The 21,862-nt window shown below is 54.8% G+C and carries 19 protein-coding genes; 7 read left to right on the top strand and 12 right to left on the bottom strand.

Annotated elements, in window-relative coordinates; genetic code table 11:
• The first annotated feature begins 337 nt into the window (after positions 1–337).
• The 3 genes from purM to speG all read left to right on the top strand — a co-directional run bounded on the left by purM (position 338) and on the right by speG (position 2,774).
• A complete protein-coding gene (gene purM, locus AACH44_RS05600; RefSeq protein ID WP_261848178.1) occupies positions 338–1,375 on the top strand; it encodes a phosphoribosylformylglycinamidine cyclo-ligase in 1,038 nt (345 codons plus the stop codon).
• A complete protein-coding gene (purN, locus tag AACH44_RS05595) occupies positions 1,375–2,013 on the top strand; it encodes a phosphoribosylglycinamide formyltransferase (protein ID WP_261848177.1) in 639 nt (212 codons plus the stop codon). Before purM ends, purN begins: the two co-directional genes overlap by 1 nt.
• 185 nt (positions 2,014–2,198) lie before the next feature.
• Positions 2,199–2,774: a spermidine N1-acetyltransferase gene (gene speG / locus AACH44_RS05590; protein ID WP_261848176.1), complete on the top strand. Its 576-nt coding sequence runs from the start codon at positions 2,199–2,201 to the stop codon at positions 2,772–2,774.
• Between the two features lie 110 nt (positions 2,775–2,884).
• On the opposite strand, the gene ybbP is transcribed toward speG, so the two are convergent.
• Positions 2,885–5,314: a putative ABC transporter permease subunit YbbP gene (gene ybbP / locus AACH44_RS05585; protein WP_261848175.1), complete on the bottom strand. Its 2,430-nt coding sequence runs from the start codon at positions 5,312–5,314 to the stop codon at positions 2,885–2,887.
• Positions 5,311–6,042, bottom strand: a complete 732-nt coding sequence (gene ybbA / locus AACH44_RS05580) for a putative ABC transporter ATP-binding protein YbbA (protein ID WP_010307452.1) — start codon at positions 6,040–6,042, stop codon at positions 5,311–5,313. Before ybbA ends, ybbP begins: the two co-directional genes overlap by 4 nt.
• Between ybbA and tesA the strand changes: the two genes are divergently transcribed.
• From tesA to AACH44_RS05565, 3 genes are all read left to right on the top strand, one after another.
• Positions 5,968–6,648 carry a multifunctional acyl-CoA thioesterase I/protease I/lysophospholipase L1 gene (gene tesA, locus AACH44_RS05575; RefSeq protein ID WP_261848222.1) on the top strand — a complete coding sequence of 227 codons (681 nt, stop codon included), beginning with the start codon at positions 5,968–5,970 and terminating at the stop codon, positions 6,646–6,648. The genes ybbA and tesA overlap by 75 nt on opposite strands.
• A gap of 28 nt (positions 6,649–6,676) precedes the next feature.
• Complete coding sequence (locus AACH44_RS05570; protein WP_261848174.1) at positions 6,677–7,447, top strand: SDR family oxidoreductase; 771 nt, start codon at positions 6,677–6,679, stop codon at positions 7,445–7,447.
• Positions 7,448–7,557: 110 nt separating this feature from the next.
• Positions 7,558–8,418: a co-chaperone YbbN gene (locus AACH44_RS05565; RefSeq protein WP_261848173.1), complete on the top strand. Its 861-nt coding sequence runs from the start codon at positions 7,558–7,560 to the stop codon at positions 8,416–8,418.
• 425 nt (positions 8,419–8,843) lie between these two features.
• Here AACH44_RS05565 and AACH44_RS05560 read toward each other — a convergent pair whose 3' ends face one another.
• A complete protein-coding gene (locus tag AACH44_RS05560; RefSeq protein WP_261848172.1) occupies positions 8,844–10,037 on the bottom strand; it encodes a nicotinamide mononucleotide deamidase-related protein YfaY in 1,194 nt (397 codons plus the stop codon).
• A 220-nt stretch (positions 10,038–10,257) separates the two neighbouring features.
• Here AACH44_RS05560 and tyrP point away from each other — a divergent pair, with 220 nt between their 5' ends.
• The gene (gene tyrP / locus AACH44_RS05555) at positions 10,258–11,466 is read left to right on the top strand and encodes a tyrosine transporter TyrP (RefSeq protein WP_261848171.1); all 1,209 of its coding nucleotides are present in this window, start codon (positions 10,258–10,260) and stop codon (positions 11,464–11,466) included.
• A 165-nt stretch (positions 11,467–11,631) separates the two neighbouring features.
• Here tyrP and AACH44_RS05550 read toward each other — a convergent pair whose 3' ends face one another.
• From AACH44_RS05550 to AACH44_RS05510, 9 genes are all read right to left on the bottom strand, one after another.
• A complete protein-coding gene (locus AACH44_RS05550) occupies positions 11,632–12,171 on the bottom strand; it encodes a YfaZ family protein (RefSeq protein WP_261848170.1) in 540 nt (179 codons plus the stop codon).
• Positions 12,172–12,282: 111 nt separating this feature from the next.
• Complete coding sequence (gene menE / locus AACH44_RS05545) at positions 12,283–13,698, bottom strand: o-succinylbenzoate--CoA ligase (protein ID WP_261848169.1); 1,416 nt, start codon at positions 13,696–13,698, stop codon at positions 12,283–12,285.
• Positions 13,686–14,657 carry an o-succinylbenzoate synthase gene (gene menC / locus AACH44_RS05540; protein ID WP_261848168.1) on the bottom strand — a complete coding sequence of 324 codons (972 nt, stop codon included), beginning with the start codon at positions 14,655–14,657 and terminating at the stop codon, positions 13,686–13,688. Before menC ends, menE begins: the two co-directional genes overlap by 13 nt.
• Positions 14,657–15,514, bottom strand: a complete 858-nt coding sequence (gene menB / locus AACH44_RS05535; RefSeq protein WP_261848167.1) for a 1,4-dihydroxy-2-naphthoyl-CoA synthase — start codon at positions 15,512–15,514, stop codon at positions 14,657–14,659. The genes menC and menB overlap by 1 nt, the downstream gene beginning before the upstream one ends.
• Before the next feature lie 5 nt (positions 15,515–15,519).
• Positions 15,520–16,335 carry a 2-succinyl-6-hydroxy-2,4-cyclohexadiene-1-carboxylate synthase gene (menH, locus tag AACH44_RS05530; RefSeq protein WP_261848166.1) on the bottom strand — a complete coding sequence of 272 codons (816 nt, stop codon included), beginning with the start codon at positions 16,333–16,335 and terminating at the stop codon, positions 15,520–15,522.
• Positions 16,323–18,005, bottom strand: coding sequence for a 2-succinyl-5-enolpyruvyl-6-hydroxy-3-cyclohexene-1-carboxylic-acid synthase (gene menD, locus AACH44_RS05525; protein WP_261848165.1), 1,683 nt, complete (start codon positions 18,003–18,005; stop codon positions 16,323–16,325). Before menD ends, menH begins: the two co-directional genes overlap by 13 nt.
• A 168-nt stretch (positions 18,006–18,173) precedes the next feature.
• Entirely contained in the window at positions 18,174–19,496 is a 1,323-nt protein-coding gene (gene menF / locus AACH44_RS05520) for an isochorismate synthase MenF (RefSeq protein WP_261848164.1), read from the bottom strand.
• Positions 19,497–19,927: 431 nt separating this feature from the next.
• Positions 19,928–20,815 (bottom strand): SDR family oxidoreductase, encoded by an 888-nt coding sequence (locus AACH44_RS05515; RefSeq protein ID WP_261848163.1) that lies wholly within the window; start codon positions 20,813–20,815, stop codon positions 19,928–19,930.
• A 108-nt stretch (positions 20,816–20,923) separates the two neighbouring features.
• Entirely contained in the window at positions 20,924–21,805 is an 882-nt protein-coding gene (locus tag AACH44_RS05510; RefSeq protein ID WP_261848162.1) for an SDR family oxidoreductase, read from the bottom strand.
• Positions 21,806–21,862 lie beyond the last annotated feature (57 nt).

Raw genomic sequence — 21,862 nt, 5'->3', positions numbered from 1 at the left:
CATTATCTCCCCATCGGCTAATGGACGGACAAAAACGCCAAACGCGTTTTTAAACACCGCTTGCGGCGGCCCGCAGGGCGGCGGGCACGAGAGCCCGTCGTAAAAAAAATCGCGGGATTATACCGCCTTTTTTACTTAGTGCCATATGATTAAGCCTGATCCAGATCAACCGATAAGAGAAATTGTCGTCATTAACGAAAAATAGCCAGCCGATGACTCATCACTCGCAAACGATTGCCTACACTGTTAGAATTAGCGCGCATTATTTTTACCACAGTATGTTTTCTCAATACCGTGTTTTCTGAATACGACCCGTAACCTTCGTGGGGACTCAGCAGTGACCGACAAAACCTCTCTCAGCTATAAAGACGCAGGCGTGGATATCGATGCAGGCAATGCATTGGTAGACCGTATTAAAGGTGTAGTGAAACAGACTCGTCGCCCGGAAGTTATGGGTGGATTGGGTGGTTTCGGTGCCTTGTGCGCCTTACCGCAAAAATACCGCGAACCGATTCTGGTTTCCGGCACTGACGGAGTCGGCACCAAACTGCGCCTGGCGATGGATCTGAAACGCCACAATACCATTGGTATCGATCTGGTTGCGATGTGCGTGAATGACCTGGTGGTTCAGGGTGCGGAGCCGCTGTTCTTCCTCGACTATTACGCCACAGGCAAGCTGGATGTCGACACCGCTGCCAGCGTGATTACCGGCATCGCGGAAGGCTGTAAGCAATCAGGCTGTGCACTGGTCGGTGGTGAAACCGCTGAAATGCCGGGTATGTATCACGGCGAAGACTACGACGTTGCTGGCTTCTGCGTCGGCGTGGTAGAAAAATCAGAAATTATTGACGGCAGCAAAGTTCAGAACGGCGATGTTCTGGTTGCTCTCGCGTCCAGCGGCCCACACTCAAACGGCTATTCGCTGGTGCGTAAAGTGCTTGAAGTCAGCAAAACCGATCCAGAGCAGTTCGAGCTGGAAGGCAAATCACTGGCCGACCACCTGCTGGCACCGACTAAAATCTACGTGAAATCTATCCTGTCTCTGATTGAGAAAGTGGATGTCCACGCGATTTCTCACCTGACTGGCGGTGGCTTCTGGGAAAATATCCCACGCGTGCTGCCAGAAGGCATGCAGGCGACGATCGACGAATCCAGCTGGCAATGGCCTGCTGTCTTTAACTGGCTGCAACAGGCTGGTAATGTCAGCCGCCACGAAATGTATCGTACTTTCAACTGCGGTGTTGGTATGATCATCGCACTGCCAGCCGAACAGGCAGACGAGGCCGTTGCGTTACTCAACAGCAGCGGCGAAAACGCATGGAAAATCGGCGTCATTACTCAAACCGATGCCGGAGACGCAGTGGTTATTAATTGATGAAAAACATCGTTGTGCTGATTTCAGGTCATGGAAGTAACTTACAGGCGTTGATTGACGCCAGTAAGAACGGACGCCTTAAAGGAAAGATCGTCGCCGTATTCAGTAATAATGCGGAGGCTTACGGGCTAGAACGCGCACAAAATGCGGATATTCCTACGTGCGTCTTGAATCCTGAAGATTTTGCCGACCGTGCTGCATTTGATGCCGCACTGGCAAACGAAATTGAGCAATATGAACCGGCGTTGGTGATTTTAGCAGGCTACATGCGGATTCTTAGCCCGGAATTTGTTGCCCAGTTTGCTGGCAAAATGCTGAACATTCACCCTTCTCTGCTGCCAAAATATCCCGGTTTGCACACGCACCGCAAGGCACTGGAAAATGGCGATCGGGAACATGGGACTTCTGTCCATTTCGTCACCGATGAATTGGATGGCGGCCCACTGATTCTGCAAGCGAAAGTGCCCGTATTTAGTGACGACACGGAAGAAAGCCTGAGCGAGCGCGTGAAGACGCACGAGCACACGATTTACCCGATGGTCATCAACTGGTTCCTGAACGGCAGACTGGTGATGCGTGAGAATGAAGCCTGGCTGGACAGCGTTCGCATTCCACCACAGGGTTATGCTGCCGAGTAATTCTGCCACAATTTCTCGTGTATTTTAGCCCCGTGTCACATCGATACGGGGCATCTTGCGATTTGCCATTCCACATTGGGAGTTCAGCACTAGCCTCTCCACCGCTATACTAGCGTTGGCATACTCATGCCAGCGTGACTCCGGTAATGCCGCTTCACGTTTATCTAATCAATTAAGGATTCACTATGTCCGGTACGAGCAATTCCGTTCGGCTACGACCGTTGGAGCGAGACGATCTCACTTTTGTTCATCAGTTGGATAACAATGCCAGCGTGATGCGTTATTGGTTTGAAGAACCTTATGAGGCCTTTGTCGAACTCAGCGATCTGTACGACAAGCATATTCATGACCAGAGCGAACGGCGTTTCATTATCGAACACGAGCAGACGAAGGTCGGTTTGGTTGAACTGGTGGAGATTAACCATATTCACCGTCGCGCGGAATTTCAGATTATCATCGATCCCGCCTATCAGGGCCGCGGTTACGCCAGCGTAGCGGCCAAGCTGGCGATGGATTACGGCTTCTCGGTATTGAACCTGTACAAGCTGTATTTGATTGTGGATAAGGAAAACCAAAAAGCGATCCATATCTACAGCAAGCTAGGGTTTGAGGTCGAGGGTGAACTGATCCACGAGTTTTTCATCAACGGTGAATACCGCAACACAATCCGCATGTGCATTTTCCAACATCAATATCTGGCGAAGCACAAAACCGTGACGGAAACTGGCGGCGAAGCACCAGGAAGCTCCCTCAGTCAGTAAGGTAAGAAGGCCAGCATTGCTGGCCTCAAGCGATTTACTTCCTCTTTTCGCACGTATCTTAAGCTCGTTTTATGCAAACACAGAGAAAATGGCGTATTTCATCCGCAATGTTAACCCGCGAATTGCCGGAATAGCGCTTTACCGCGCAAGAGCCTTAGCCCCAGCCAGCCGCCGCAGAGCGACAGGAGGAACGCCGCGATTAACGGAAGCGTTATCCACATCGCGATATTCGGTTCCCAGGCGAAGTTAAAGACCTTACGCTGCAACAGCCACAGAGCCGATTCCGCGCCAATCGCCGCAGCGGTTCCCGCCACCAGTCCCAGCACCGCGAATTCACACCACAGCGTGGTACGCAGCAGGCGCAACCCGGCTCCTAGCGTACGGTATACCATCAACTCCTGACGTCGCTGACGCATCCCAACCTGAATCTGAGCCAGCAACAGCAGGACGCCGCAGAACAGCACCAGTATGACCATAATCTCCAGCGCGCGACTCACCTGCTGCAAGACCTGTCCAACCTGACGCAGAATACTGCCAATATCCAGTACGCTCACCGTCGGAAACTGGCGGTTCAGTTGCGTGATCATCTTCTCATCACCATCGTAGCGGAAGCTGGTCAGCCAAGACTGTGGCTGGTTATCCAACGCCCCTGCGGGGAAAATAAAGAAGAAGTTCGGACGCAGGCTTTCCCAGTCCACCTGACGGAAGCTGGTCACCGTGGCGCTAAACGGCTGCGTGTCGCCAGTAAAGGTCAGCGTATCGCCAATCTTGATGCCCATCTCTTTGGCTTCTTTCGCTTCCATCGAGACTTCCCCCGCCTTCGGCGCTTCGCCTTCCACCAATACGTTGTGCTGTGGAATCCCGTTCATCCAGGTTAGGTTCAGTTCACGGTTCACCGTATTGCCGCCCGGATCGTCCTCATGGATCACTTCCGTCGCAACCTGCTGATTAATCTCCGTCAGCCGCGCACGAATAATCGGGAAAAACGTCTCCGGTGCCACATCATGCTGAGAGAGGAACTCCCTCACCTGCGGCACCTGTTCCGCCGTGATATTCAGCAGGAAATAGTTCGGGCTGCCCGGCGGTAACTGCTGCTGCCAGCGTTCCAGTAAATCACCGCGCATCACCAGCAGCAGCGCTAACAGCATGAAGGACAGCGAAAAAGCCGCCAGTTGGCTGAGCGTCGACCACGGCTGACGCAACAGTCGATTAATCGCCAGACGCAACGCCAGCCGCTTAACCGTCAAACGCCGCAACAGCAACAGACCGCCCCAACCAATGACACCCAGCAGTAGCGACAACACCGCCACGCCGCCGAGCAGCGACCACAACAGCACGCCGCCGCCGGACAATACCGACAGCAGCCCGACAACGATAAGTAGAACAATCGGCAGGTAGTAGCGCAGCGGCCATACGTTCGCCACCACATCCTGACGCAACACGCGCAGCGGCTGTGTCGCCAGCAGCAGTCGATACGGACGTAGCCCAACCAGCAGCGAGATCAGCACCAGCGATCCCAGCGCCCATACCCACGGCCACAGCCCGGATGCAGGCAATGCGGCAGGCAGCACTGGCGCCAGCATTTTCATCAACAACGCCTCAAATCCCAGACCAAGCACGCTGCCGCAAACCGCAGCCAGACCCAGCACGGAAAGCCACTGCCCGATAATTAATCGCCTCAGCGCTTGTTTGCCTGCTCCCAGCGTTTTCAGGATAGCGACCAAGTCATAACGGCTACGGCAGTAATGCCCCATCGCCACCGCCACTGCGGCGATAGAGAGCAGCAGCGTCAGCAGCGCCGACAGCAACAGGAACTGCTGCGACCGCTTTAACGACTGGCTCAACGCACCTTCGGAATCTTCCATGCCATACCAGCGCTGATCGGGCTTGAGCTGGGGTTTGATGAAGTTGCTGAATTCACTAATCTGCTTCTCATCACCGGAAAACATGTAGCGCCAGGTAATGCGCCCTCCAGGCTGAATCGCCCCGGTTTTCTCAACATCGTCCAGATTCATCAGAATACGCGGCGCAGTCTCGAACGGATTGAAGCCGGAGTCTGGTTCCTGAATCAGCTCGCCGCTGATGCGCAACGCGGTATCACCGACGTCCAGCATGTCACCGACCTTCAGTCCAAGTAACGCCAGCAGACGCGGAGCCACCAACACCGTTCCCGCTTCCGCATGCAGCCCTTCAGGGCGCGTCTGCAAATTACCGTACAGCGGATAACGCTGGTCGGTTGCCTTAACCTGTGCCAATTGCGGCGTATCGCCTGCAAACGTCATGGTCATAAAAGAAATCTGGCGACTGAGCGTCAGCCCGCGCTGCTGCGCATCCACAAGCCAGTCTTCCGCGACGGGCCGCGACGCACGCAGTACGCGGTCGCCCGCCAGAAAATCACGGCTCTGCTGACTGAGCCCTTTCTCCATGCGGTCGCTGATGGTGCCCAGCGCCAGCACACAGGCTACTGCCAGCGTTAGCGCCAGCCAGACAATCAGCAAGGAAGGAGAGCGCCACTCGCGCCAGAACCACCGCCAGATCATGCGTCCTCCCGCAGCTTGCCGTCGACTAATCGCAAGCGTCGCTCACAGCGTGCCGCCAGTTGCTCATCGTGCGTCACCAGAATCAAGGTAGTGGCATAATCGCGGTTGAGAGAGAACAGCAGATCAACGATGCGCTCACCGGTTTTACGATCCAGATTCCCGGTTGGCTCATCGGCAAACAGCACGTTAGGACGCCCGCTGAATGCCCGCGCCAGCGCCACACGCTGCTGTTCACCGCCAGAAAGCTGAGCAGGCAGGTGATGTAAGCGCTCACCCAACCCGAGCTGTTGCAAAAGCTGTTCGGCCTGTCCACGGCTGTGGCTGTCGCTTTCACCACGCAGCAACGCGGGTAATTGTACGTTCTCCAACGCATTCAGCGTCGGCACCAGCATGAAAGACTGGAACACAAAACCGACGTGTTGAGCACGCAGTGCCGCACGGCCTTCTTCATCCAATGCGCTCAGCGATTTGCCCATCAGGCTAACGTCACCTTCTGTGCCATCATCCAGTCCGGCCAAAATCCCCAGTAAGGTGGATTTCCCCGAACCCGATTCACCAATCAGGGCAATTGTCTGCGCAGGTTTGACAATAAGCTCAACTCCGGTAAGGATGGAAAGCCGATTTTCTCCTTGACCAACGTGCTTACTAAGATGATGAACTTCAAGAATGTTTTCTACGTGCGCAGTTTTGCTTGGCGTAGCACTCGCTGGGCTGGTCTTCGCAAACATGTTTTCGTCCTTTTGCTTCTGGGATTATGCAGCGTACGCGCTTTCGCCGCTGACACATTATTAATTCTGGGCGATAGCCTCAGCGCGGGCTATCAGATGCCGATCGCTAACGCGTGGCCAACGCTGTTGAACACGCAGTGGCAGACGCAGAAAAAAGGCATCGAGGTAGTTAACGCCAGCATTAGCGGCGACACCACCGCACAAGCGCTGGCGCGTCTTCCTGCCCTGCTGAAACAGCATCAGCCACGTTGGGTATTGATTGAACTGGGCGGCAATGACGGGCTTCGAGGGTTTCCGGCACCCAATATCGAACAGGATCTGGCGAAAATCATTACGCTAGCCAAACAGGCTAACGCCCAGCCGCTGCTCATGCAGGTTCGTTTACCGACCAACTATGGCCGCCGCTACACCGAGTCATTCAGCAATATTTACCCCGCACTTGCGGAGCAGTTTACGCTTCCGCTGCTGCCTTTCTTTATGGAGCAGGTGTATCTTAAACCGGAGTGGATGATGGAAGATGGCATCCATCCAACCCGTGATGCCCAACCGTTTATCGCAGAATGGATGGCGAAGCAGCTGGAACCCTTAGTTAACCATGAGTCTTAATAAATAGGCTTTTGAATTAGGTAAAGTTATGCAAAAAACGGTCTTCATTACGGGCTGCTCCAGCGGTATTGGCCTGATTGCCGCTCAGGATCTGCAAAAACGCGGCTATCGCGTGATTGCATCCTGCCGCCGCGCAGAGGATATCGCTCGTTTGACTGAACTGGGTCTGGAGGCAATCACGCTCGATCTGGATGACAGCACCAGCGTTGAACAGGCCGCTGCGGAGGTCATCAGGCTGACCGATAATCGCTTGTACGGCGTGTTTAATAACGCCGGATACGGCCTGTATGGCCCGCTGAATACCATTTCGCGCCAGCAGCTTGAACAACAATTTTCCAGCAATCTGTTCGGCACGCACCAGCTCACGCAGTTGTTATTGCCCGCGATGCTGTCGCATGGCGAAGGTCGTATCATCCAGACCAGTTCCGTGCTAGGGCTGGTGTCCACGCCGGGGCGCGGCGCGTATGCCGCCAGCAAATATGCGCTAGAAGCCTGGTCAGATGCGCTGCGTATGGAGCTCCATGGCAGCGGCTTACACGTCAGCCTGATCGAACCCGGTCCGATCAGTACACGCTTTACCAACAACGTGGCACAGACGCAGACGGACAAACCGGTCACCAACCCCGGCATCGCCAAACGCTTCACGCTACCGCCGGAGGCGATCTTGCCGAAACTCCATCATGCGCTGGAAAGTTCTCGGCCTAAATTACGCTATCCCGTGACGCTGGTAGCCCATGCCTTAACCTGGCTGCGCCGTCTGCTACCCGGGTGTTTGCTGGATAAAGTCTTACGAGGATAAGGCAGCAGAAGGTGACGGATTGCACACTCACCGCTGCACGAGGCTTGTAAGTGACACCGACAGGCCCCATCTAAAGGTCAAGTGAATTCAAGAAGTAAGAGAGACTACTCATGTTAGAACAACAAGCGACTATCGTTGACGTTAACGAATCCAATCTGCATCAGGTTTTGGAACACTCTGCGACACTGCCAGTCCTGTTTTACTTCTGGTCGGGACGTAGCCAGCACTGTCTGGAATTGGAGCCAGTGCTGGACAAACTGGCACAGGAATACGCAGGACAGTTTGTTCTGGCGAAGGTTGACTGTGATGCCGAACAGCGCGTCGCGGCTCAGTTTGGTTTGCGCTCAATCCCAACCGTTTACCTATTTAAAGACGGACAGCCACTGGACGGTTTTCAAGGGCCACAGCCGGAAGAAGCGATTCGCGAATTGCTGAAACGCGCCCTGCCGAAAGAAGAAGAACTGAAAGTCGCACAGGCACAGCAGCTGATTCAGGAAGATAAACTGCCGGAAGCAATGCAGCTACTGAAAGACGCCTGGCACCTCAGCCAGCAGCGCAGCGACATTGGCCTGATGCTGGCAGAAGTGCAGATTCAAATTAAACGCAGTGAAGACGCCGAAGCCGTGCTGGCGACCATTCCTTTGCAGGATCAGGACACACGCTATCACAGCCTCGTGGCGCAGATTGAGTTGCTGAAACAGGCAGCAGACACGCCAGAAATTCAGCATTTACAGCAGCAGTTGGACGCTGACCCGCAAAATGCGGATCTGGCGGTACAGCTGGCTCTGCAACTGCATCAGGTCGGCCGTAACGAAGAAGCGCTTGAACTGCTGATGGGATTCCTGAAGAAGGACCTGGCCGTCGCTAACGGCAGCGCACGTAAAACGCTGATGGACATCATGGCCGCCCTCGGCACCAGTGACGCCCTCGCCGCCCGCTACCGCCGCCAGCTCTATTCGTTATTATATTGATTTATCTTGTGAAAAAGGCCAGAACGTTGATTCTGGCCTTTTTATTTGCAGGCAAGCATTAGCGTTGCTTTTTTATCGTCTTATGCTGAATTACCATGATAGTTTCGGGCGTGCTAACCCGGCGTAAAAATTGCGCTGAGGTGAGCGTTACCGCCGAGTGAGCGGCATGGACGCCGCGAAAGCCAGTGCCGCGTCGGGAACGCGTCACTGGCGGCTCGACAAGCGGGAACGATCGCCGAAGGCACCGCGTAGCGGCGTAATTCACGCCAAAAAGCCTAGGGGTCACGGGGCGAGCGGCGCTTGAGACGCCCCGTGTCGGGCGCGTGCTATGAAGTAGCATGAAAATGACGGTATCATCGCGCACGAAACAGCCTCGATAGCGGCATAAAAATGCGACTCAGAGGCAGTCTTAGATCCCCCGCTGACTATAACGTCTTCAACACCGTGATCCAGCCATGGCCACCGTAGGCAGACCAGCCATTTAGCCAGCGGCGCAGCATGTTCATCGCCAGCATCGCAACGACTTCCTGATGAGTTTTCAGGCTGTAGCGCTGTACGTTGAATTGTATGGTTTGGGCAAAAGATCCTTCCGGCGTATGCAGCGCTAATGACAGCTCCGCATCGTTCTGGTTCCCCACGACCAGCGCTAATGACGCCCCATGACGCTCCGCCAGATGGCGAGCATAGTCCACTAACCCAGACAAGCTGGTATCGTCAACGGTTGCCAGCAGTTCTCCGCCCGCCAGCGGAACGTTCGCCGACTGGAGCTGCCAGTTGAGCAATCCTGCCGTGAAGTGTTCACTCACCGCCAGCGTCACATCGCGCTCGGCCAGACGTCGTGCCAACTGTGCCGGTAAGCCTTCCGTGCCTTCAAAGAGGGTATGCTCTCCAGCTACAGTACGCACCGTTTCCCACAATTGCTCCATCTTTTCCTGCTGTGCCGCCGGACCAGTTAATTTCAGTTCAATAATCGGCATAGAAGAACGGTAGCCCAGCACCACGCCCGGCGGTAATGCCATACCATCTAACTGGCTTGCCAGATCGCTTTCTGAACGGCCAAAGGTCGTCAAACGCAAGCACAGTGGTGCTTCCGCCCCGGCAAAACGCTCACGCAGGCGCGGCATAATTTGCTGATCGACCATGATCTTAAATTCGGACGGTACGCCCGGTGTAAAAAACATCAGGCACTTGTTCAATTGCAGCGCGAAACCACAGGCGGTACCTACCGGATTATCGACCATTTCCGCGCTGGCAGGGATGTGCGCCTGTTTACGGTTACTGGGTGCCATCACTCTACCGCGTTCGGCAAAGAAAGCCTCCATACGCGCCAGCCATTCCGCATGCTCAACCAGCCCTTCTCCTGCGGCGGTGGCCGCCGCCAATGCGCTGAGATCGTCGCTAGTCGGCCCCAGGCCGCCGTTCACAATCAGGATATCGGCTATCTGGCTGCGCTGCGTGATTGCGGTCACCAGTGCATCGAGATCGTCACCCACCGTCATCCGGCTAGTCATCGGTAATCCCTGCACAAACAGATAATCCGCCAGCCAGGCCGCATTGGTGTCAATAATCTGACCATGCAGCACCTCATCGCCGGTACATAACATCTCAACCCTAAGCATTTTTTCACTCCTGATGATAATCCTGAATCCACTTTAGAAAGTCGGATGAACAAACACAATATTTCTTTCGGTCTGTCTAATTACGCACCGCAGCCGATGGGATGCTTCGAGTGTAAATATAAGATTACACTTCTCGTAACGGCGTTTTGACAGAAATCACTGAATACTCTACCCTGCTGCCAAAAATATCTGGATAGCCACGCTATTTATAGAGGAATAGGTGAAAAATCGTACTCTTGGCAGCATTTTTATCGTTGCTGGCACCACCATTGGAGCAGGAATGTTGGCGATGCCGTTGGCAACAGCTGGCGTCGGGTTTGGTACTACCCTGATGATATTAATCGGTTTATGGGCACTGATGTGCTACAGCGCCTTGTTGCTCGTTGAAGTGTATCAGCATCAACCGTCGCACACCGGATTAGGCACATTGGCAAAAATCTACCTCGGCCGCTGGGGACAGTGGATTACCGGTTTCAGCATGCTATTTCTGATGTATGCGCTCACAGCGGCCTATATCAGCGGCGCAGGCGAACTACTCGCCAGCAGCATCAGCCAGTGGAGTGGCTACTCACTTCCACTGGCTGCGGGCATTCTGCTCTTCACGCTGGTTGCTGGCGGCGTCGTCTGTATCGGCACATCCTCAGTCGACTTGTTTAACCGTATCCTGTTTAGCGGCAAAGTGCTGATGCTCGTCATCATGCTCGCCGTCATGGTGCCGCACATTCAACGCGTCAATCTTTTAACGCTGCCACTGCAACAGGGTCTGACGCTCTCGGCATTGCCTGTCATTCTGACCTCATTCGGCTTTCACGGCAGTATCCCCAGCATTGTTCACTACATGAGGGGAGACATCCGCAAGCTGCGCAAGATATTCCTTATCGGTAGCGTGATACCGCTGATTGCCTATATTTTCTGGCAGCTCGTGATGTTGGGTAGCCTCAGTTCTTCAACATTCAATGCTATCTTGGCCGATCAGGCCGGGTTGAATGGGTTGATGCAGGCTATCCGCACACTGGTTTCCTCACCGCACGTTGAACTGGCTGTCCACCTGTTTGCCGATCTGGCTCTGGCGACCTCGTTCCTCGGCGTAGCGCTAGGGTTATTCGATTATTTAGCCGATCTGTTTAAGCGTAAGAATAGCGTCGTAGGGCGTGCACAAACGGGCCTGCTGACCTTTATTCCACCACTGATATTCGCGCTCTTTTACCCGCAAGGCTTTGTGATGGCGTTGGGCTATGCAGCAATTGCACTAGCCGTGCTGGCGTTACTCATGCCTGCCCTGCTGAGTTGGCAGGTGCGCAAGCAGTGTCCTGAAATACGCGCGACGCGCGGTGGCGCCCCCGTGTTGGTGCTGATCTTCGCCAGCGGCGTGGGCATTATTCTGATCCAGTTGGCGATGGTTGCGGGCTGGCTGCCATCAATCAATTAACGTCGCGATCGGCTGACCCAGGGTAAAAAACGCAGGACGCGTTTTTTACTATCGCGTGCAGGATGCACACCATAAAAAAGAGCGTGAACTCAACATTCACGCTCTTTTTTCTTTCCGGTCACAACATCAAGCCAGTACACCTGCGGCTTACTGTATGACGATATACTAGAAGTTCAGACCAACGCCGATATAGGCCGAATCAGCTAACTTGTTATCTGGGCCGTTTTCACGTGCCATATTGATGTAACGGTAACCGACATCGACGCTCAGCGGTGCAAACACCTGCCAACGTACGCCAGCTTTCCCTTCAACATAGTGATCAACATGGCTGGAGAATGCATCAGGTGCATAGTAACCTTCGCCGTACAGCGAGAACTGACGGCTCAGCGGCCACTGCACGCCACCGCCCAATGCAACACCATAGCCATCATTGCCATGATCCTGATTCAGGTACAACGCTTTACCGCCCAGAGTTAGCTTGAGTGGGCCAACAGGGAGGGTGTATCCCAGACCAAAACCGTATACATCATTGCTGTTGTCGCCATGGGAATAGCTCACGTTACCTGCAAGCCCAGGAATACCCAGACCGAAACCCGCGCTAGCCCCCGCGTAATCACGGCCTGCTTCCCCAGAAAGGCTAATGGCATGTACAGAAGCGCTTGCAAGTAACAGGCTTCCCGCACAGGCAATCACAAATTTTTTCATTTTCAATATCCTTAAAACCGTCGTAAACGCGCGTGTAAAGATGTTATCGTTGCCGATTCTACCCGAAACGCACCTTCACTCCAGCATGAAATAGTGTAAAGCCAAGTCACACTACGGTTTGAGCTGATGGCGCATGGCATTAACCCAGCTTTTCACCAACTGGCGAGAAAGCTTAATTCCACCATTTTTTAGTTCAGTGGGCAGCGCATAATACGCGACCGGACGCTGAAATCCGGCAAGCTGCGGCTGTAGCCACTCACGTACCGCATCAAGCGTCGTCGTGGAATAAGCCACCTCTACTACCGCAACAGGGCGATGGCCAAACTCCACATCGTCAATGGGTACAACACAGGCCTGTTGCACATCGGGATGCGTCAACAGCACGGCTTCGATATTCTCCGGCTGAACCCCTTCCCCACCGCTGAAGAATTGATTATCCAGACGCCCCAGAATGTGCCACTCGTCCTCGGAAAATAGCCCGCGATCTCGCGTGTGAAACCAGCCGTCATCATCGACCAGCGGAATCAGTTTTCCGTCACGCCAATAGCCCGCCGCTAACGTGCTGCCACGCAGCAGAATCTCCTCCTCCGACAACCGGATCTCTCGTCCTTGTAGCGGCGTACCGACGCCCGAGCGACCATCGGCACGTTTCGCGCAGACTGTAGACGCCAGTTCCGTCAGACCATAGCCACACCAGCAGCTGACGCCTCGCGCCTCTGCCTGCTGCGTCAGCGCCTGCGGGATCGTCGCACCACCGAGCAATACGGCTTTCAGTGCCGTAGGCAATGTCTCCTCCGACAGCAGTCGCCACAGTTGCGTCGGCACCAGAGAAGCATGGGTGCAATCGCGCAGCGCACTTTCCAGAGGCTGATGCGCACGGACAACCACCGTCGCCCCAGTAGCCAGCCAGCGCCAGACAATACCTTGCCCGGAAACGTGAAAGAGCGGAAGTGACAACAGCCAGCTATCGTTGGAGGAAAATGCCATCATCTGAACCACGCCTTCCGCGCTGGAGAAATGAGCCGCAAACGTATGCGCCACGGCTTTAGGCATCCCGCTAGAACCGGATGTCAGCGTTAGCGTCGCGAGCCGATCGGCCTGCCAGAATAATCGATCGGTACGGCGGCCTTCCTCAGCATCACACAGGGGGAAAGGGTCAGACGGCAAAGAAAGCGTGCGTACAGCCTTCGCCCACGATTTATCATTCAGGCACAGGCCATACGTTACATTCAGCGCAGGCAGCAGCGCCTCGCTTAATGCATCAGGTAACTGTGGATTCAGCGGCAGTACACGCACGCCGCACTGTAACAGCGCCAGATAGCTGAACAGCATCTGGACGCTATTTTTCCCGCGTAGCGCGACCGTACAGTCGGGCATAACGCCCTGCTGGGTAAAACGCTCTGCCAGTTGATCTACCCGCAGGGCAAGCGACTGCCAGCTCCAGCGGGTTTCATCTTCAATCAATGCGACAGACTGGGGCGTCTGGCTAGCCCAGTATCGCCACGGCCAGTCAGTCAGGATTGCCATACCACGTCCAGTTGCTCGGCAGCCAGCAGTGGCAACGCGCTATCCGGCCAGTGTTGAATCACCTGCGCCTGCATCAGATCCAACGTGTCCAGCCCAGGAACTGTGTCCGGCGTCAGCCAGTGCGCCAGACGTGCCAGTTGCGTTAAACCCAGACTGGATTCGATGCTGGAGCTGATCACTGCCGTTAATCCAACCTGATGTGTTTCCAGCACCAGTTGCTGACAGCGTGCAAGACTGCCGACCAACGTCGGCTTGATCACAATCGCGCTCACGCCCGGCTCGGCTTCCACCCGAAAATCCGCCTCGCGCACGCTTTCGTCCCAGGCAATGTTGATGCCCGTTTCCCGCGCAAACTCGCGAGATTCTTCACGGGTTTTGCAAGGCTCTTCGAGAAAGGCGATGCGTGAACGCAATGACGGCGCAACATAGCGGGCGAAGCCGTCCGCTTTGGTTCGTGTCCAACTGCGGTTGGCATCCAGACGGAGTTTCAGATCCGGCAAAGCTTCCAGCAGGACGTTAACGATCATCCCGTCACGCACGGCTTCGTACAAGCCGACTTTGATCTTTGCCACTTTCTCGCCCGGCATCGCCTGAAGCATCTCAAACAGTTCATCAGGATCGCCATTACACAGCGGCGCTTTGCGGTAGTCCGCCGCCAGCGGCAGGCGCTGATCCAGCACGGCCTGCGCACAGCTCAAACCAAAGGCAACGGACGGCGGAAGATCGTCAGAAAATGCTTGCCCTGCCGCCCACGATTTTAGCTGTTCAAGCGCGGCGGACTCCGCCTCTGCCAGCGTTTCCACGCTGAATTCCGGCAGCGGCGCAATTTCCCCCCAGCCTAGCCGCTCACCGTCTTGCAGGCGAACGATAAGCCCATCGCGGGTTTTCAGGCGCTGATTGCGCAGCACCACCCCGGCTTCCATCGGCACGCTGTAACGATAGAGAGTGACCTGGCGCATTACGGATTCCGCTTGAATTTGCTGAAGTCGGGCTGACGTTTTTCGTTGAACGCATTGCGACCTTCCTGCCCTTCGTCTGTCATGTAGAACAGCATGGTGGCGTTACCCGCCAGCTCCTGCAAGCCCGCCTGACCGTCACAGTCTGCGTTCAGCGCCGCTTTCAGGCAGCGCAGCGCCATTGGGCTGTTTTGCAGCATTTCACGGCACCAGCGCACGGTTTCTTTTTCCAGATCCGCCAACGGTACTACCGTGTTCACCAATCCCATATCCAACGCTTGCGCCGCGTCGTACTGGCGGCACAGGAACCAGATTTCACGCGCTTTCTTCTGACCCACGATGCGCGCCATGTAAGAAGCGCCCCAGCCGCCGTCAAAGGAGCCGACGCGCGGACCCGTTTGGCCGAAGATGGCGTTTTCTGCCGCAATGGTCAGGTCACATATCATGTGCAGAACGTGTCCACCACCGATGGAATACCCTGCGACCATCGCGACGACTGGCTTTGGACAAGTACGGATCTGGCGCTGAAAATCCAGCACGTTCAGGTGATGCACACCGCTGTCATCCTGATAACCGCCGTAGTCGCCACGTACTTTCTGATCGCCACCGGAGCAGAATGCTTTATCGCCTGCACCGGTCAGGATAATCGTCCCGATACCGTCGTCATGACGGGCATTATCGAGTGCCTGAATCATCTCTTTTACCGTTTGCGGGCGAAACGCATTGCGTACCTGAGGACGGTTAATGGTGATTTTAGCAATGCCATCGATAGATTTATGGTAGAGAATATCGGCAAAATCGCCGCTGCAATCGTGCCATTCAATCGGGGCGTAAAGCAGGTCTTCACTCGGATAAAGCATAGTTATCAATCCTTAACGGGAGGCGAAAGAAAAGTACGAACCCGTTCAGCATAGGCCGTTGGGTTCGCCTGATGAGCATTATGACCCGCCTGAGCCACGCTCAGTAACGGCAGGCTGTATTGCGCCGCCAGCGTCTGAAATTTCACATCGCTGGCACCGCATAAGTAAACAAAAGGTATCGACAGATGCCGCAAGCGCTCGGCCAAAAAAGGCTGTCGCCCCAGCGAAGTCGCTTCCAGCATCGCGGCAACGGATGCGCCGTGATTCACACTCCGACGAGCAATCAGCTGTTCACGCTGCGTTGAATCCACATCGGCAAAGACCGCCTGCTGATACCAGTCCTGTAAGACCGCTGGCAACGGCTCCTGACGAAAACGCTGCGCCCAGCGAGCATCATGATGAATACGTTCCGTACGCAGATCTGGCGTCGCCAAACCAGGATGTCCGCCTTCGACCAGCAGCCCGAGCATGCCGTCATACTGCCCGTTGCAGGCGTGATACATCGCAATGCGTCCACCGAGCGAATAGCCCAGCAGCCAATAATTCTCAATGCCTTGATCCAAAAGCGTCTTGCTTAACTGGCGGCTGACATCGGCAAAATCTGTTGTGGAAATCGTTCGCGACGCGCCGTGTCCGGGTAAATCCACCAGCAGCACCGGCCAGTCACGCAAAAATGGAAGGACTGGCAGCCAATCCTCACCGCTGCCTAATAAACCATGCAGGCACACCAGCCACGGCTGCGTCAAAGCAACTGCGCCATGCGTCACTTTCCGGCAGCTTAGCCTCTGAAAACCTGGTCTATGAAAATCTAGTGCGCCCATGCCGCCACCTGCGCGACCAGTTCATTGAGCGTTTCCGCGCCGTCTTTCGGTTCAACCACCACTTCCAGCAGCGTGACGCCGCCCTGTGTCCAGCAATAGGACACCGTATCCGCGAGTTGTTCCCAATTGTCGGCACGCACGTAATTCAGGCCAAACATTGCAGCAGCGTGTCCGAATTCCACATTTTGCGGCATGCAATAAAATGCTTCGCGCTGGTCAACCGGCGTCGGCAGCAGGGAAAAGATCTGCCCACCGTTATTATTCACCACGATCAACACCAGCGGTGCGGGGGACTGACGCAGCAGCGCCAGCGCATTCAAATCATATAGCGCGGAAAGATCGCCGACGATGCCCAGCGTGGCTTTTGACGTAGCACGCTGTACACCGGCCAGCGTGGAAATCAGGCCATCAATGCCGCTGGCACCACGGTTACCGTACACCGGATAGCCCTGCGGGATCTGTGCCAATGCGTCGATTAGACGTACAACAAGGCTGTTGCCGACAAACAACTGCCCGTCCGGCGGCAACAGCGCTGGTATACGCTGCGCCAGTTGTGCTTCACCAAAACGGGAAGCCAGATGTGCGTCGACCTGCCGCTGCGTTCGGTCGGCAATATCCACCAGCAAATCCGCCCACGGTGCTTGTTTATGTGCAGGATGCGCAGACAGCCATTCGCCAACGTCAGCCACCAGACGGCGCCCGCGATGATGAGCCGGATCCAACCGTCCCGGCAGGTCATCAATTAACCAAAATTCTTGCGGCTGACACTGTTCCTGCCATTGCAACAGGCGCTTACCGGTCAGGCTACCGCCGAACTGTAGGACGATGTCTGCCTGTCGTAAAAGGTTTACCGCTTCAGGATGCGCCAGCCAAATATCTGCACAGGGCAAAGGTTGTCCACTTTGCGACAGGACATCGCCAATCAGCGGCCAGCCTAGTTCGTTTGCCCACGCGGCGAGTTGTGCCCCTTGTTCAGGACTCACGCGCCCAGCGAGAACGACGCCCCGCTTCTGTCGCCACTGCAACCAGTCTAGTTGTACCGCCAGCGTACTTTGGCGCATTTCACGCAACCAGGGTTCACGGCTGTTCCACCAGTCGCCCAGCGTCATCAACCAGTCCTGGCACGCCGTGCCGTCATCGACACCGTAAAGTGGTTCAGCAAAAGGACAGTTAATGTGCAACGCACCGTGCGTCAGCCGCGCCATGGCACTATCCACAGAGGAGACCAACCAGTTAGCGGGAATATCTGGCGTAGGACGCGGTAAATCCAGCGCCAGCGTGGGGTGTGAAGCATACAGGGCATGTTGACGAATCGCCTGATTCGCACCGCAGTCAATCAACTCCGGCGGGCGGTCAGCCGTCAAAACCACCAATCGCTCACCGGTCAACCCGGCTTCAATAATTGCCGGATAAAGGTTGGCAGCGGCAGTACCTGACGTCACGATAATCGCAACCGGTTCACGCGAAGCCTTTGCCAACCCGAGCGCAAGATGCCCCAGCCCCCGTTCGTCGAAATGCGTGTGGCAAATCAGTGCACGGTTATCTGCCGCAGACAGTGTCAGCGGGGTAGAGCGAGAACCAGGCGCGATGCAGATATGCCGGACGCCATGGCGGGTCAGCGATTCCAGCAATAATGTAGCCCAGCGGCGATTAAATACACTTGTTGACATGTTGTACTCAACAACTCAGGTTGCAGGTTATAAAACAAATACTCTTGATCTAACTGTTGGCGGCCTGGTTGCCCTTCAACGACTATCGCGATCAGCCTTATTATATTTTTTTTTACCATGCTGACTTTGATATAAACCAGTACCTGGCACAACAACCATAAAACAAAACTATGACATATCACCGTCTAACAGCGATCTCAGCCCAGCCGCTTTGTTCTCTAATTCCTGCCATTCTTGTTCTGGATCAGAACCTGCCACAATTCCAGCACCGGCATAGAGCGTTAAAACATGATCTCGCACCTCTGCCGAACGCAGTGCCACACTGAATTCAGACTGCTGACGCGACAAGTAACCCGCAGAACCCGCATACCAGCCGCGCTCGAACGGTTCATGATCCGCAATAAAGCGGCGCGCTTCCTGTCTCGGCAAACCGGCTACTGCCGCCGTGGGCTGTAATGTATTCAGGCACGCGCTATCGGACGCGGTGCGCAGCGAGGCATGGATAGTGCGACGCAGGTGCTGCACCTTACGCAGACGCACAATTTCTGGCGGCATGACATCCAGCGACAGCGCGGATTGCTGTAGTCGCTGACAAATATCATCCACCACCAGCATGTTTTCGCACTGATTCTTGGTGTCTTTCATCAGCCAATCGGCCAGTTCAGCGGCTTTATGTGCATCGCGATCGCTTGCCACCGTTCCTGCCAGGGCTTCCGTTTCCAATTCGCCCCCCCGTCGGCGATAAAGCCGCTCAGGGCTGGAACCAAGAAACGCATGACGCGCATCGTGTGCCAGCATGAAATGGAAACAGTGATGATTCGCCGCACGGCTGGCGGCCATAAAAGTCGTTGCCTGTAGTGGTTGTGTCAGCGTTAGCGTGGTTGCCCGCGCCAGAACGACTTTTTCCATTAGCCCTGTTTTGATGTCATGCAGCGCCCGCTGAAGCAAATCAATCCACTCCAGGCGCTCAGGCTGATGCGCAACAGACCGCACTTCCGCATGCAAAAGAGGCAATGAGGCGGGTGGAAGCAGCAGGTTAATAAACGCCGAGGCTTCGACGGTATCTTGTTGCAATGACGTTTCACTGAACAGGTTAATACTCAGGCTGAGCGTATCATCCTGACGTCGCAATTCCGCACGGGGCAAGAACAGGTAGCCAGGTGACGACGCGCCCTCTTCTTTCGACTGGTTAAACGCATTCAGCCCCCAGATGCGGACATTGGGATCGCACTGTTGCTGAACGAGGAATGCCTCAGCATCCTGAATATGACGAAACCCGCACACCTTGCCACAAACGGCAACCTCTTCACTATCCTGACGGTGCTGCCAATAGAACTGGGGATACACAGGCTGAGTCGCCAACCACGGCAAGAGTTCTGACGCCTCACTGAGGCTTAAAGAACGCGTTATTTGTCTGAAACCTGCGCGTTCAGGCTGTGGCTCGCGCAAATCTTGCTGCATATGGCGCAGCAAGTCGGAAAGTTGTTTCACCGTCACCCCGGAGACCTAACACAAAGTAGGGGATTATACGGGAAAAAAACACGTCGTGGGTGAGACGTTACACAAGACGCAAAAGCCCCCTCCAGCAGAGTACGCCTCAGCACATTTTTATGACGTGCCATCCCTGGCCGTCACCCTTACGGGCCGTTGCTTGCGCAACGTTAAAAATTTCTCCTGGAAATTTTTTACCCACTAGTACTATCCACATGACCACAGCGGCGTGGTACACGGGTGAAATCGCATCAAACGGCAAAACAGTACATACAGATCGCACTAAAATCTTATTTCATCATCATTATTATTGCTTCAATTGACCGATTTTTTGCCGATTATCTAATCGGCATTTTTGTTTTATCGTGTCTCTGGACAAGCGCTCGTTGTCGCCATCCATCATCTATAGAAAGACATGCACTTGCTCACCGTCAGATGATGCCGCCATTGGCAAACACGGTTTGACCGTTCACCCACCCGCCATCGTTACTGCAAAGCATAGAAATGACGTTGGCAATATCTTCTGGTTCAGCCAATCGCTTGTGCGGCGTGCGCTGGGCAAAACCAGCAATTTGCTGTGGCGTCTTACCATCGGTAAAGAGGGTCGTGTTGACTAATCCCGGAGCAATGGCATTGACCGAAATCATACGGCCTTCCAATTCCTTGGCAAGGATATTGGCAAAGAGCTCTTGTGCAGCTTTGGACGCAGCATATGTACCATAGGTAGGGCTGCGCAATTTCGTGATGCTTGAAGACAGCGTAAGAATTCTTCCGCCATCGCGTACACGGCTGGCAGCTTCGCGTAGGACGTTGAAACTCCCCTTCACGTTAACCGCCATCATACGATCGAACTGCTCGTCAGAGAGTTCAGAAAACGGTGCCAACTGCATGATGCCAGCGTTGCTCACCACGACGTCGATGTTTCCAAAAGCCTCGTTATTAGCTTCAAATAAGCGGCGCACGGCTGAAGGGTCACTGACGTCGGCCTGTACGCTGATGGCCTTGCCACCTTCCTGCTCGATCTGCCGCACAACGCCTGCTGCCAGTTCGCGGTTGGTTAGATAGTTGACGGTGACATTAAAGCCATCTAAAGCCAGTCGCTTGGCAGTGGCTGCGCCGATCCCACGTGACGACCCCGTAACCAATGCTACTTTTCCAGTAGCTGGCTTGGGTTGTGCGGCTTGAACTCCCTGGCTTGCAGCTCCCATTAGCAGCATTGCTGGTGCAGCCATGGCGGCAGCGGTCAACATTTTACGTCGATGGAGATTGGTTTCAGCTCCGGCACTACCGGCGTATTCGTTGTCATTTTTCATACTCATGATATGTTCCTCAAATATTGAAGATCGGTTAACTTGGCGTTGTAGCACATAGCTTGCGTCGACAAGCCCCTCTCTGCGGGACACATCGACGTATTGACAGGGATGACCCTAGACCAGACCGCCGTTGGCATTCACCACCTGGCCATTGATCCAGCCTCCGCGGCCTCCAGCAAGGATTGAGACGACGTTAGCAATGTCTTCCGGTTCCCCAAGTCGTTTGTACGGTGTCTGCCGGGCAAAACCCGCGATCTGTTCTGGCGTCTTACCGTCGGTAAAAAGAGACGTATTCGTGGTACCTGGTGCCACCGCATTGACGGAAATCATCCGTCCAGCCAGTTCCTTCGCAAGGATGTTGACGAACACTTCCACGGCTGCTTTGCTGGCAGCATATGGACCGTAAGTGGGCGGGCGCATAGTGGTAGTCCCTGATGAAAGAGCAATGATGCGTCCGCCATCAGAGACCTGCCTTGCGCCCTCACGCAGCGTGTGGAAAACACCTTTCATGTTGACGTCGATCAACCTGACATAGTCGTCGTCACTCATATCGGCGAACGCCCCTAGCCTTTGGATTCCCGCATTCGCGACAACGATATCCACCTGACCGAACGCTTCACGGTGTTTGTCAAAAAGACGCCGCACAGCCTTGGCGTCACTGACATCAGCTTGCTCGAAAATAGCTTTTCCGCCCGCAGACTCAATGTCACGCACAACCCCAGCCGCGAGTTCACGATTGTTAAGATAATTAACGGTCACCGCATATCCATCCTGAGCCAGTCGCTTCGCAATTGCCGCGCCAATTCCTCGTGATGAACCCGTCACCAGCGCCGATTTGTTAGTGGTAGCATTAGATTGCGCCGCGGCAGCTACACCACTCGCCGAACCAAGAATCAATGCGGCAGGCACGGCTATAGCAGCAGCCGTCAGGATCTTGCGTCTGGAAAGGCGAGTCTCATCAGAACGAATGGGGTTGTTGAAATCTTGTGTAGACATAACGAAACCCTTCAGTGTTGATTTGAGATTGCGGCAGAAAGTGATACCGCCTTTATG

The sequence above is a fragment of the Pectobacterium araliae genome (genome assembly GCF_037076465.1).
In the GTDB taxonomy this organism is placed as follows: domain Bacteria; phylum Pseudomonadota; class Gammaproteobacteria; order Enterobacterales; family Enterobacteriaceae; genus Pectobacterium; species Pectobacterium araliae.
The sequence above is the reverse complement of the archived record's forward strand: the minus strand, read 5'-3'. Positions and strand labels throughout refer to the sequence as shown.

Coding starts and splice junctions, on each gene's coding strand:
- purN (WP_261848177.1), top strand. CDS start 1,375: ATGAAAAACATCGTTGTGCTGATTTCAGGTCATGGAAGTAACTTACAG.
- speG (WP_261848176.1), top strand. CDS start 2,199: ATGTCCGGTACGAGCAATTCCGTTCGGCTACGACCGTTGGAGCGAGAC.
- ybbP (WP_261848175.1), bottom strand. CDS start 5,314: ATGATCTGGCGGTGGTTCTGGCGCGAGTGGCGCTCTCCTTCCTTGCTG.
- tesA (WP_261848222.1), top strand. CDS start 5,968: ATGAACTTCAAGAATGTTTTCTACGTGCGCAGTTTTGCTTGGCGTAGC.
- ybbA (WP_010307452.1), bottom strand. CDS start 6,042: ATGTTTGCGAAGACCAGCCCAGCGAGTGCTACGCCAAGCAAAACTGCG.
- AACH44_RS05570 (WP_261848174.1), top strand. CDS start 6,677: ATGCAAAAAACGGTCTTCATTACGGGCTGCTCCAGCGGTATTGGCCTG.
- AACH44_RS05565 (WP_261848173.1), top strand. CDS start 7,558: ATGTTAGAACAACAAGCGACTATCGTTGACGTTAACGAATCCAATCTG.
- AACH44_RS05560 (WP_261848172.1), bottom strand. CDS start 10,037: ATGCTTAGGGTTGAGATGTTATGTACCGGCGATGAGGTGCTGCATGGT.
- AACH44_RS05550 (WP_261848170.1), bottom strand. CDS start 12,171: ATGAAAAAATTTGTGATTGCCTGTGCGGGAAGCCTGTTACTTGCAAGC.
- menE (WP_261848169.1), bottom strand. CDS start 13,698: ATGGCAATCCTGACTGACTGGCCGTGGCGATACTGGGCTAGCCAGACG.
- menC (WP_261848168.1), bottom strand. CDS start 14,657: ATGCGCCAGGTCACTCTCTATCGTTACAGCGTGCCGATGGAAGCCGGG.
- menB (WP_261848167.1), bottom strand. CDS start 15,514: ATGCTTTATCCGAGTGAAGACCTGCTTTACGCCCCGATTGAATGGCAC.
- menH (WP_261848166.1), bottom strand. CDS start 16,335: ATGGGCGCACTAGATTTTCATAGACCAGGTTTTCAGAGGCTAAGCTGC.
- menD (WP_261848165.1), bottom strand. CDS start 18,005: ATGTCAACAAGTGTATTTAATCGCCGCTGGGCTACATTATTGCTGGAA.
- AACH44_RS05515 (WP_261848163.1), bottom strand. CDS start 20,815: ATGAGTATGAAAAATGACAACGAATACGCCGGTAGTGCCGGAGCTGAA.
- AACH44_RS05510 (WP_261848162.1), bottom strand. CDS start 21,805: ATGTCTACACAAGATTTCAACAACCCCATTCGTTCTGATGAGACTCGC.